Here is a 12,018-nt window from a genome sequence, read left to right as displayed (position 1 = left end):
GATTATTCTATCCTTTAAATTCCGATTTAAACGCACTGTAATACGCATTAAATTCATCTTGTGTTTTAATATTTTTGTGATCGTCGTTTTTAAACATCTTTAAATACAACTCTAATTGCGGAGGTGTTTGATACCCTCTTAGCGGTGTAATAACTTCAGCAGTTTCATCAAAAAACAAAACCGTTGGATAGGCGTTTATTTGAAAATAACGCGCTAATTCGTGCGCTGAGTTACGTTTGTTCGCTTTTGCCGGATCGTAATTGGGATTACCGTATGCTTTATCCTTGTAGTTTACCACATCATTTCCTTCACCATTTAATTTTACGGCATAATAATGTTTGTTTACATAATCTGCAACTTCTTTATTTTGAAATGTATTTTTATCCAACATTTTACATGGTCCACACCAGCTGGTGTAAATATCCATCATAATCTTTTTTGGATTTTTCTTTTGAAGCTCTATAGCCTCGTCTAATGTTAACCACTTAATTTCTTGTGCGTTTACGTAAACTGTAGTAATAACCGTTAATAAAAACGCGAATGTTATTTTTTTCATTGCAATTAATTTTAATGTATTCAGCTTCATATTTATTATTTGAAACTGCTAACTTCTTACAAAAGTAACAAAAGCCGTACCGAACTTACAAAAAACGCCCCTAAAAAAGGAGCGTTCTTATATATTTTAACATTTTATTTTATTATCGTACACCATGCATAAGCCTTTTAAGTAAAGGATTTAGCACTATTGAAATTAACGCAAATATTGCCGGAACAATAGTAAATATCAAGAAAAAACTACTTAGAGAATACTCTGCTGTAATCTTATCAATCATGCCTCCCATAGTTCCCGCTGCTTTTTGACCGATAGCAATGGCTAAATACCAAATACCGAACATAAACCCGATCATTCTACCCGGAACTAATTTACTTAAATATGATAACCCTACTGGCGAAATACACAACTCGCCCATAGTATGTAACAAATAAGCTAATATTAAAAACACCATACTAACTGATGCCGTTTTTGCGCCTTGCGGAATACCCAATGTACCAAAAACTAACACTCCAAAACCTAAACCTAAAAGCAATAAGCCAATACCATACTTAGTAGCTGCACTCGGGTTATATTTACTTTCCCACCATCTAGAAAATAATGGAGCTAATGTGATTATGAAAAATGAGTTTAAAATACCGAACCAAGTCGCTGGCACTTCAGTAGCATCTTTACTAAATTCATTATTGATTTTATAATAAACAATGTACCATAGAAACACAAAAGACAAGCTCAGAATAATATTAGATAATAAGATTTTCTTATACGTTTTTTTGAAAAGCAAAAGTAAGACGTAGGTAATTATTGCTAATGGACCTACGGTTAATATTAAATCGATTACTTTAAAGATTGTTGCAGAACTACCTGTAAGTGCACGCTCTGTATAATCTCTTGCAAACAGCGTCATGGAGCCTAAAGCTTGCTCGAAAGCTGCAAAGAATATTACTGTAAACACAGCAAAAACAGATACTGCAATAATTTTATCTCGTACAATTCTAGAATACCTAGAAATGCGTGTTGATATTAGATATAAAAATAAAACTAACGCCGTTAAAACAGTAACGCTAGATCCATCTAAACCTCCTAATTTAAAGTTTAGCAAATTAACGTTTCCTATTTTAGAAATTGGATCGTTTAAAAGATATAAAAAGCCTCCTAGTGCAGATAAAATTATTAAAACCTTATCTATAGTCGTAAAAGGGTTTAACTTCTCCACATGCTCTGTTGCATCTTGTTCTTTAGGATTTCTTTCATTGATATTTTGAGGTAATTCTACTTCATGTACTTTAGATGGTTTTTCACCAATTTGCCCAAAAAAGTCTTTCGCCAACCAAAACTGAATTAAACCAAGTAACATAAAGATACCTGCCAATCCAAAACCATAACTCCAACCAATATTTTCTGCTAAATAACCACAAAGCATCATTCCGAAGAAAGCTCCAGCATTTACACCCATATAGTAAATAGTATAAGCGCCATCTTTTTTAGACTCTTTACCTTTGTACATTTCAGAAATCATAGAAGTCATATTAGGCTTAAAGAAACCTGTACCTATAATTAATAAAGCTAAACCTAAATACAAAGACCAAGGTGTTTCAAAAACCATAGACAAATGCCCAAGCATCATAAAGAAGCAACCAATGATAACAGCCCATTTATAACCTGTAATTTTATCGGCAACCCAACCACCAATAATTGGTGTTAAATACAGCATAGAACCATAAGTTCCAATTAAAGCCAAAGCATGCTCGCGAGGCCACTCCCAACCGGGATTAGTGCCAAGCATAGGTGCCGTTAAAAACAATACTAAAAGAATACGCATTCCGTAGAATGAAAAACGTTCCCACATTTCTGTAAAGAAAATAATAAACAAACCTGCAGGATGCCCTATTACCTTGTCTTTAAATAGATTTTCAATATCTGTATTCATAAAAAGAATATTTAATGGTTATAATGAAGAAAACCCTCAAAAGAGGGTTATGTGTTTTTTAGTTTTCGGCTAATTCGAAACCTTCAGCTTCTTCGTTTTTTAAAACGCGTTCACTTTCTTCTGCTCCATGAGTTAACCGTTTTAAAGGTTTCAAAATTATTATAAATAATATACCGATAACTACAGTAAAAACTACAATTCCTGCAAAAATATTAAGCTCTCCAAATTCACTTGCAGATTCACCTATAACACCAGCAACTTTATTACCAAGACCAGTGGCTGCAAAATAAACTCCCATCATTAATGAGGCGTATTTAACAGGTGCTAATTTTGTTATAAAAGAAAGCGCAACTGGCGAAATACAAAGTTCTCCAATGGTATGGAATAAATAAGCTAACACTAACCAAATCATGCTAGACGTTCCAGATTTTTCAAACTCCATGGCTGCAAACACCATGAATAAAAAACCAAAGCCCATAATTATAATACCTGCTGCCATTTTAAATAAAGAAGAAGCTTCTCTTCCTTTTAGTTTTCGTTTAGCCCAAATACCAGCTACAGTCGTTGCTAGAAGAATAATAAATCCGGCATTTAAACTTTGAAACATAACTGTTGGTATTTCCCAACCAAATAACACTCTATCCGTCTTAGTATCTGTGTATAGGTTAATTAACCCACCGGCTTGCTCAAAAGCGCCCCAAAAGATAATTACCATAATGAATGATAGCAATAACACAACAAAACGATCTTTATACACCTGCGTATCTAAATCTTTATAAATCATCATTAATAAAGATGAAATTGCTGTTAAAAACAAAAATAATAGGCCATAACCCCAGCCCATAGCATACCAACCAAATAAAGATGCCGCTAATAATACACCAGCAAACATTAATTGTTTTGGAGAACTAAACAACTCAGAATACAACTGACCGTAAGACACCTCGTTTTTATCATTTGTGCTCGGTATAAAGTTACCAACCTGAGATAAATACTTTTGCCCAGCTATATAGTTAATTAATCCAAGAACCATAACAACACCTGCTAATCCGAAACCAGCATGCCAACCCCATTTTGCAACAACACCACCAACAATCATAGTTGCTAAAAGCGACCCTAAGTTAATACCTATATAAAAAATACTAAATCCTTTATCACGTCTAATATCACCTGCTTTATACAAGCCACCAACCATAGTAGAAATGTTAGGTTTTAATAAACCAACACCCAGAATAACTAAACCTAAACCGGTATAAAAAGCCCAAATATCAGTAAGCACTAAAACGGCATGACCAATACATAAAATAACGGCTCCATATAAAACCGCTTTTTTCTGACCAATCAATTTATCTGCAATCATTCCTCCAGGAATAGACATTACATAAACTAGCATAGTATACCAGCCATAAAGCGCTAAAGCTTCTTGATCTGTCCAAGCTAAACCTGCACCTCTATTATCTCCCGTAGTTTGCGTAGTCATGTACAACACCAATAAGGCACGCATACCGTAGTATGAAAAGCGCTCCCACATTTCGGTTAAAAATAAAATATACAGTCCTATTGGTTGTCCAAATAATTCCTTTTGATGTGGTTGCAATGCCTTAGCTGCCATAAATTTGTTGTTAGTTAATTATGCTTTTATTATTTCTTGCTTATTTTATCACCTAAATTTTCATCTAAAAAGTTGGTCATTTTTGTGTACAAATGCAATCTTGTATTACCACCATAAATGCCGTGATTTTTATCTGGATAAATCCCCCAATCAAATTGCTTATTTGCTTGCACTAAGGCTTCAACCAAACGCATTGTGTTTTGCACATGCACATTATCATCTCCAGAACCATGAATTAAAAGAAAATCTCCTTTAAGTTTTTCAACATGATTTATAGGCGAATTTTCATCATAACCACTTGCATTCTCTTGTGGTGTTGCCATGTAACGCTCTGTGTAAATAGAATCGTAAAAACGCCAGCTACTTACCGGTGCAACCGCTATTGCCATTTTAAAAACATCATTCCCTTTAAACAAACAGTTACTACTCATAAAACCACCAAAGCTCCATCCCCAAATACCAATACGCTCAGCGTCAATATAAGGTAAAGCACCTAATTGTTTAGCTGCAGCAATTTGATCTTCAACTTCATATTTCCCTAATTCATTTTGAGTTACTTTTTTAAAATCAGCACCTTTAAGCCCTGTCCCTCTACCATCAACACAGGCTACAATATAGCCTTTTTGCGCCAATAATTGATACCAATAATCGTTAGAACTTATCCAACTATTTGCTACTTGTTGTGAACCTGGCCCTGAATATTGAAACATTAATAACGGATACTGTTTTGAAGGATCAAAATCTGTAGGCTTAACTGTCCACATATTTAAATCGTTTCCGTTTATAGCAATTGTACTAAATTCTTTATTAGAAATTTTATATTCCGAAAGCTTTTTAGATAACGCTTCATTATTCTTAATCAGCTTAATAATCTCACCAGAAGACGCACTGTTTAAAGTATATCTAGGCGGTGTTGAAGCGTTAGAAAATGTATTTATAAAATATGAAAAATCAGCACTAAAATCAGCACCATTTGTACCTTCGTCTTTTGTTAACCTTGTTTTACTTCTACCGTTTAATTTAACAGAATAAACATCACGATTTATAGATCCATTTTCCACCGATTGATAAAAAATAGTTTTCGCTTTTTCATTAAAACCATAGTAATTGGTTACTTCCCAAGCGCCTTTGGTAATTTGGTTTATCAGCTTGCCATCTTTACCGTAATGGTAAATGTGATTATAACCATCCTTTTCGCTTGTCCAGATAAAACTATTATCTTTCAAAAACGTTAAATTATCGGTAACATCAACATAAGCTTTATCTTCTTCACTTAGCAATACACTAGTTTTATTCTCAGCTGCGTTATAAGCTAATAAGTCTAATTTATTTTGATGACGATTTAAAACCTGAGCACTTAAAACATCTGCGTTTTTAGTCCATTCTATCCTGGCAATATATTCTATCTTTTCTCCTAAATCTACCGCAGTAGTTTTTGTTGTTTTCAAGTTATAAACATGAAGCGACACTTTAGAGTTGGCCTCACCAGCTTTAGGATATTTAAACACTTCTTGCGTTTGGTAAAGCCCCATTCCATAAACATCCATAGAAAATTCAGGCACGTTGGTTTCATCAAACCTAATGTATGCTATTTGAGTTCCATCGGCATTCCAATCGAAAGCGCGAACAAAGGCAAATTCTTCTTCGTAAACCCAATCCGTAATACCATTAATAAGTTTATTCTTTACACCATCAAAGGTTATTTGAAAAGTTTCACTTGTTACTAAGTCCTTAATATATAAATTATTATTTCTAGCGAAAGCTACTTTATCCCCGTTAGGAGACAACGTTGGTTCCTGTATTTTTTCTTCAGAAATTAAAGTCAAACTTTTACTTTTTACATCGTAGATATAATAATGCCCTAGTACTGAATGACGAAAGATAGACTCCTCGTTTGTCGCCAATATAATTTGACTCTCATCATCACTAAAAGTATAATCTGTAAAATAATCTACATTGGCCAAATCGCTCGAATTAACCAACGTATTAACTTTTGCCAGAGTTTTATAATCGTAGATGTCTATAGAAGTGCTTCGTGCTTCGCGATTAAAATTTAAAACAGAATATTGCTGACCGTTAGCCATAGAATGCAAAGCATCGAGCCTTTCGGTTCTAAATGTTCCGTTCCATATTTCTTCTAGAGTAACCTCTTTATTTTGAGCAGATAATACGGCTGTAAAAAAAAGACAAATTTGAAAGCTGAATCTTAGGTATTTCATTAAAATTGATGTTTATTTCTCATAATACCGGCAAGTTTAGTAAAAATACTTCAAAAAAACGTTATTATTAACACATAAATAACTAGTAAAAGTCAAGTTCATGATTAATTATAAGAAGAGTATTATCTTTACACCGTTAAATGAACAAATTATGAGTAAAACGATTGCCGGGTTTTCAAAATTATCTAAATCTAAAAAAATTGACTGGATTGCAAACACCTATTTTGCTAATGCAGAAAACACTAAAGCTGTTTTAAAACAATACTGGAACGATAACGAAAAATTACAGCAATTACATGATGAGTTTATAGAAAACACCATTAGCAATTATTATTTACCACTTGGTGTTGCCCCTAACTTTTTAATAAACGAAACGCTTTACGCCATACCGATGGCTATTGAGGAAAGTTCTGTTGTAGCTGCAGCAAGTAAAGCTGCAAAATTTTGGCTAGACAGAGGTGGTTTTAAAACTACCGTAATTTCTACTACAAAAATCGGACAAGTTCATTTTATGTTTCATGGTGATTTTGAAAATCTAAAATCGTTTTTCGACACCGTAAAACCAAAATTAATTACCGAAGCTAAGCCACTTACCAAAAACATGGAAGCTCGTGGAGGTGGTATTCTAGATATTGAATTACGAGATAAAACAGCCGATATTGAAGACTATTATCAATTGCATGCTTCTTTTGAAACGCTAGATGCGATGGGTGCGAATTTTATAAATTCTTGTTTGGAGCAATTCGCAAAAACCTTTAAAAATGAGGCTTTATTATTTTCTAGTTTTTCTGAAGAAGAGAAGCATCTAGAAATAGTAATGAGCATCCTTTCTAACTACGTACCCGAATGTTTAGTGCGTGCCGAGGTAAGTTGTAAGGTTGAAGATTTAAGTGAAAATAAAGCCATTTCTGGTAAAGCTTTCGCTGAAAAATTTGTGAGAGCTGTAAACATTGCAGAAGTAGAACCTTATAGAGCCGTGACTCATAATAAAGGTATTATGAATGGCATTGACGCAGTTGTTCTTGCCACCGGAAACGACTTTAGAGCTGTAGAGGCTGGCGTACATGCTTATGCTTCTAGAAACGAAAAATACAGTAGTTTATCGCATGCTAAAATTGAAAACGGCATATTTACCTTTTGGATGGAAATACCATTAGCTTTGGGTACCGTTGGCGGATTAACAGGCTTACATCCTTTGGTTAAATTAGCTTTAGAATTACTCCATAAACCATCGGCAAAAGAGTTGATGTCTATTGTAGCAGTTGCAGGATTAGCCCAAAACTTCGCCGCATTGCGTTCGCTTACAACTACTGGAATTCAAAAAGGACACATGAAAATGCACCTTATGAATATTTTAAATCAGTTTGAAGCTAATGATGCAGAAAAAGTAATTTTAATCGAACATTTTGCAAACAACCCTGTTAGTCATAGTGCTGTTGTAGATGCTATCAATAATTTAAGAAAGGAATAGACAGAAAGGTTCCGTCTAGAAATTTCAATAAAAAAAAAGATATTTATTCTTTCAAGAAACGCAATGAGTCTTCATTTTTAAAACTCAAAACATAAAACCCTTTATCTAAACTTTGGATATCAATTCGATCTTTACTATTAGAAACAAATCCTTCCTGAACACCTTGTCCTAGGACATTTAGAATACGGTATGCTTTAACTTCCTTTAAATTAGAAATAGAAATATAATCTGCAGCAGGCACAGGATACACCGATAACGGATCCTTGCTCTTAGCTAAACTACTCAACGATAACGTAGATGATTCTAATAATAAAGTAGATTCTTTTTGAATATTATAATCTGCTAACGTGTGTCCATTCTCTAAAGTTTGTCCGTTATATTTTAAAACTTGTTCATCTGGAGGTATACCTTCCTTATCTTGAATCTTTGCCTTTACATTTTCAATAGTATCATTCGCTTCAACCTCTAGAGCTATAGTCTTACTCTCACTAACTTTAACAAAAATTTGCATAGCCATAACATTTAAAGACAAAAACAGAAATGCAATTAAAGTGTATTTTTTCTTCATAAATATATTTTTAATAGAGTTAGGTTTTTTCTTATTACAATGAAACTTTTCTTCTAGACTCATTTAACGAAAAGATCATTAAATCATACTTAAAAGCTTATCCATACTATCAAACGTTTGGGTAGCTTCATCTTTTAATTGATTATTATAATCGTGAGCTACGTATCCAAACACGTCAAACCCACCAGCTTTTGCTGCACGAACTCCAGATATACTATCTTCAATTACAACACATTCTTCAGGCTTAAAACCCATAGTTTCGGCTGCCCATAAAAACACTGCTGGATCTGGTTTCCATTTTTGGATTTTATAGCAACTAAATATTTTATTTTCGAAGAAAGGCAATAAACCGGTAAGCCCTAAATTAAGTTCTATTTTATCTTCTGGACCGCTAGATGCAACACAAAATGGTCTATTTATATTTTTAAGAACACCCTTAACCCCTTCAACGGGTTTCATATCTTTTTTAAAAGCTTCAAAACTGCGCTGTCTGTATTCTCTCTCTAAAGAATCTGGTAATTGTTTTTGTGCTAATTCAGAAATCATACGTTTACAGGCATCGAAGAAACTTCCTTTAAAATGTTTCATTCCGTAAGCTAAATCAATATTCGCTCCATATTCATTTGCGATATCTACTAACACCTGTATGCTTACAGGTTCACTATCCACCAAAACACCATCGCAATCAAAAATGACACATTTATATTGTTTCATAAAACTTTAATATTTAATAATTTCGAACTCGCTTCGTCTGTTAAGCTGGTGCTCTTCTTCTGTGCAATTTAGCATAGGGCACGGTACAATAGGCTCCATTTCCCCAAAGCCTTTAAACGATAATCTACGAGCGTTAATATAACCTTCCAAAGCTATGTAATTTCTTGTAGATTCTGCACGACGCTCTGATAAAATTTGATTGTATTTTGCACTACCACGACTATCAGTATGAGCGCTTATCTTTAAATAGATATCAGGATAACGTTCTAATTTTGCAGATAATTCGTCTAATATTTTTTTAGATTCGGTTGTAATATTCCAAGTTCCAAAATCAAAATAAATAGGAGCTAACTTAAAAAATAATTTACCATCTTTCTCTATAACCGGTGGTCCATCGACATCAGTAAGCAAAGCAAACCTCGTTGGATCTTCTTCTTTTAATTTCTTATCTATTTTCTTTTCTGTAATTATAGCTTCCACGGGATCTACAACTACTGGTGGCGGTGGCGGAATTTGCTTTAAATACAATACATGTTTTTGATCTTGTTTTTCTAAAACTTCTACAGTGAGCGTTTTTGCATAATACCCTTCACTTTCAGCTTTAAGCTCGTAATGATCTGCTAACAAATTCATATTAAAAACAGAAGTATCATCTAAAGTATTACTATACACCTCAGCCTTTTTTCTGTTGCTTAAAACAACTTGAGCGTTAGGAATATATTCTTTTGTAACAGCATCTCGAATTTCAAATGTGTTGATATACTCTCTAATAAATATTGGTCCCGATTGTTTAAACTTGAAAATATTATCGTCTTTTTTATTTCTATTCGAAGCAAAAAAGCCTTCATTTTCGTTGTAATAATTTATTCCGAAATCATCGTATTGAGAATTGATTGGCACACCTAAATTTGTTGGAGCAGTAAACGTATTATTCACCAACTCCGAAACAAAATTATCCAACATACCCAAACCTAAATGTCCGTTAGAAGCAAAAAACAGATTTCCTTCTTCTGATATAAATGGAAAGTGTTCTCTATTTTCTGTATTTATTGTAGCACCTAAGTTTACAGGATCGCTAATTTCACCTTCACTTAAAGCAACGTAATACAAATCGAAACTTCCAAAACCACCTTCTAAATTAGACGAGAAGTATAATTTACTCCCATCTGGACTTAAAGCTGGGTGCTGATATGAGAATCCGTTTTTATTAAACGCTAATTTCACTGGCTCCAACCATTTTCCATTCTCTTTTACCCATTTATAAATGTGAATATCATTGGTTTTAGCATCGTTAAATTCGCGCTTACCATCTACAATATTACTTCTTGAAATATATAAGGTATTACCGTCTTTACTAAAACAGAAATTTCCTTCGTGATATTTAGAATTGACATTTTTCGGTAATGCTTTTGTATAGCCAACGGTATCAATATCCTTGTTTACAGCAGTTACATAAATATCCAAAAATGGTTGATGCGTCCATTTATAAGTTTTTCCGAATAATTGATTTACATCTCTATCGGAAGTAAAATAAACACTATCCCCAAACTTTACCGCTCCAAAATCTGAAGCTTCAGAATTAAACTGCGCTTTTTCAATTTTGTAATCGGGTGTTTTAAGCTTAAAAGTTTCAATGGTTTCGATAGATTCAGCAACATCTAACGTTGCAGAATTATTCTCTTTATACAATTTTAAATACACCAAAGCAGCCTCATAATCTCCCAAAGCAGAAAGTATTTGATACAGCTTAAAGTTATATTCGTTGTTGTAGCTTTTATCCTTTTCGCCAAATCGACCTTTTACCAATTGCTTTAAATGTCGAGATGCTAATCGATACTGAAACGTATTATAGTAACATTCCGCTAGATTTTCTAAATCTTTTTTATGACGTTCCTTTTCTAAGGCCGTTTCGTAATATTTTGCTGCATTGATGTAATCTCCTTTTTCGAAAAAACGATCGCCTCTAGATTTTTGGCCAACGGCCAACTGAGACATAAAACAGATTGCAAAAATTAAAGTTATTTTCTTAATCATATTAGTAGAATCTTGGAGATGAATATTTTTTACTTAAACCTAATACATCAAACCTATAAAGCAAAACAAATTCGTGACTTCCATTGTTGTAACTTTTTAATTGACTTGTATTAAAATCGTGCGAATAACCGATGCGTAAATCTGGTGTTATGTTGAAAACAGCCAAACCAGAAACAGCGTCTTGATAACGATAAGACACTCCTAATTCGAGTTTATTATCATAAAGAACATTTGCAGAAACATCAAAAGATAACGGTGCTCCTCCAGCAAATTTCATAACAGTTGATGGTTTTATTTTAAACAAATCATTCAACTCGTAAATATAACCTGCAATTAAAAACCCATGAATACTGTTGTTGTATATCACATCATCATTAACACTTAAATCGGCAGGAATTAAATTTGGTGACGATAACCCGACGTAATAATTTTTATGAAACAAAAAGGCTCCTGCTCCAATATTTAAAACCGTTTTATTAGTGTTTCCAAAAGAAGGATCGGTAGATACATTACTACCAATAGCACTAAAATTTAAATGATCGAAACCAGCTTTTAATCCAAAAGACAAATTAAGCTCTTTGTTTAAATTAATTTTATAAGCTGCATCTACATTAAATATGTTTTCACTTGTATTTACATTTCCTCCTATATTATCATTTAAATAATTAACGCTTAATTCTATTTTTTCACTCAATGGAATATTAGCAAAAACATTAGTTGTTTTTGGTGCTCCGTCTATCCCTACCCATTGTGTTCGGTATAAAGCACCAACTTCTACAAGGCTTGGTTCGTTTATCATATAAGCAGGATTCACCATGCTCATATTGTACATATATTGTGTGTACTGTGGTTCTTGCTGTGCAAAAACCGACAGATTACAAACTATAAATAGTATAAATAATTTTATCTTCATCAAC

At 33.3% G+C, this 12,018-nt stretch carries 9 protein-coding genes; 1 reads left to right on the top strand and 8 read right to left on the bottom strand.

Features of this window, described 5'->3' with window-relative positions; all coding sequences use genetic code 11:
* Positions 1 to 7 precede the first annotated feature (7 nt).
* From GQR98_RS09090 to GQR98_RS09075, 4 genes are all read right to left on the bottom strand, one after another.
* The gene (locus GQR98_RS09090; RefSeq protein ID WP_159019235.1) at positions 8 to 556 is read right to left on the bottom strand and encodes a thioredoxin family protein; all 549 of its coding nucleotides are present in this window, start codon (positions 554 to 556) and stop codon (positions 8 to 10) included.
* Positions 557 to 698: 142 nt separating this feature from the next.
* Entirely contained in the window at positions 699 to 2,483 is a 1,785-nt protein-coding gene (locus GQR98_RS09085; protein ID WP_159019234.1) for a peptide MFS transporter, read from the bottom strand.
* A 58-nt stretch (positions 2,484 to 2,541) separates the two neighbouring features.
* A complete protein-coding gene (locus GQR98_RS09080) occupies positions 2,542 to 4,095 on the bottom strand; it encodes a peptide MFS transporter (protein ID WP_159019233.1) in 1,554 nt (517 codons plus the stop codon).
* A 29-nt stretch (positions 4,096 to 4,124) separates the two neighbouring features.
* On the bottom strand, positions 4,125 to 6,314 hold the full coding sequence (locus GQR98_RS09075) for a S9 family peptidase (protein ID WP_159019232.1): 2,190 nt from the start codon (positions 6,312 to 6,314) through the stop codon (positions 4,125 to 4,127).
* A gap of 151 nt (positions 6,315 to 6,465) precedes the next feature.
* On the opposite strand from GQR98_RS09075, the gene GQR98_RS09070 reads away from it, so the two are divergent.
* A complete protein-coding gene (locus GQR98_RS09070) occupies positions 6,466 to 7,785 on the top strand; it encodes a hydroxymethylglutaryl-CoA reductase, degradative (protein ID WP_159019231.1) in 1,320 nt (439 codons plus the stop codon).
* A gap of 43 nt (positions 7,786 to 7,828) precedes the next feature.
* On the opposite strand, the gene GQR98_RS09065 is transcribed toward GQR98_RS09070, so the two are convergent.
* The 4 genes from GQR98_RS09065 to GQR98_RS09050 all read right to left on the bottom strand — a co-directional run bounded on the left by GQR98_RS09065 (position 7,829) and on the right by GQR98_RS09050 (position 12,014).
* The gene (locus GQR98_RS09065) at positions 7,829 to 8,353 is read right to left on the bottom strand and encodes a ubiquitin-like protein (RefSeq protein WP_159019230.1); all 525 of its coding nucleotides are present in this window, start codon (positions 8,351 to 8,353) and stop codon (positions 7,829 to 7,831) included.
* Positions 8,354 to 8,431: 78 nt separating this feature from the next.
* A complete protein-coding gene (locus GQR98_RS09060; RefSeq protein ID WP_159019229.1) occupies positions 8,432 to 9,067 on the bottom strand; it encodes an HAD family hydrolase in 636 nt (211 codons plus the stop codon).
* A 6-nt stretch (positions 9,068 to 9,073) separates the two neighbouring features.
* The gene (locus tag GQR98_RS09055; RefSeq protein ID WP_159019228.1) at positions 9,074 to 11,101 is read right to left on the bottom strand and encodes an OmpA family protein; all 2,028 of its coding nucleotides are present in this window, start codon (positions 11,099 to 11,101) and stop codon (positions 9,074 to 9,076) included.
* Position 11,102: 1 nt separating this feature from the next.
* The gene (locus tag GQR98_RS09050) at positions 11,103 to 12,014 is read right to left on the bottom strand and encodes a type IX secretion system membrane protein PorP/SprF (protein WP_159019227.1); all 912 of its coding nucleotides are present in this window, start codon (positions 12,012 to 12,014) and stop codon (positions 11,103 to 11,105) included.
* Positions 12,015 to 12,018: the final 4 nt, after the last annotated feature.

The organism is Algibacter sp. L3A6, from assembly GCF_009796825.1.
GTDB lineage: Bacteria > Bacteroidota > Bacteroidia > Flavobacteriales > Flavobacteriaceae > Algibacter.
The sequence above is the reverse complement of the archived record's forward strand: the minus strand, read 5'-3'. Positions and strand labels throughout refer to the sequence as shown.

Coding starts and splice junctions, on each gene's coding strand:
- GQR98_RS09055 (WP_159019228.1), bottom strand. CDS start 11,101: ATGATTAAGAAAATAACTTTAATTTTTGCAATCTGTTTTATGTCTCAG.
- GQR98_RS09090 (WP_159019235.1), bottom strand. CDS start 556: ATGAAAAAAATAACATTCGCGTTTTTATTAACGGTTATTACTACAGTT.
- GQR98_RS09065 (WP_159019230.1), bottom strand. CDS start 8,353: ATGAAGAAAAAATACACTTTAATTGCATTTCTGTTTTTGTCTTTAAAT.
- GQR98_RS09050 (WP_159019227.1), bottom strand. CDS start 12,014: ATGAAGATAAAATTATTTATACTATTTATAGTTTGTAATCTGTCGGTT.
- GQR98_RS09085 (WP_159019234.1), bottom strand. CDS start 2,483: ATGAATACAGATATTGAAAATCTATTTAAAGACAAGGTAATAGGGCAT.
- GQR98_RS09080 (WP_159019233.1), bottom strand. CDS start 4,095: ATGGCAGCTAAGGCATTGCAACCACATCAAAAGGAATTATTTGGACAA.
- GQR98_RS09060 (WP_159019229.1), bottom strand. CDS start 9,067: ATGAAACAATATAAATGTGTCATTTTTGATTGCGATGGTGTTTTGGTG.
- GQR98_RS09075 (WP_159019232.1), bottom strand. CDS start 6,314: ATGAAATACCTAAGATTCAGCTTTCAAATTTGTCTTTTTTTTACAGCC.
- GQR98_RS09070 (WP_159019231.1), top strand. CDS start 6,466: ATGAGTAAAACGATTGCCGGGTTTTCAAAATTATCTAAATCTAAAAAA.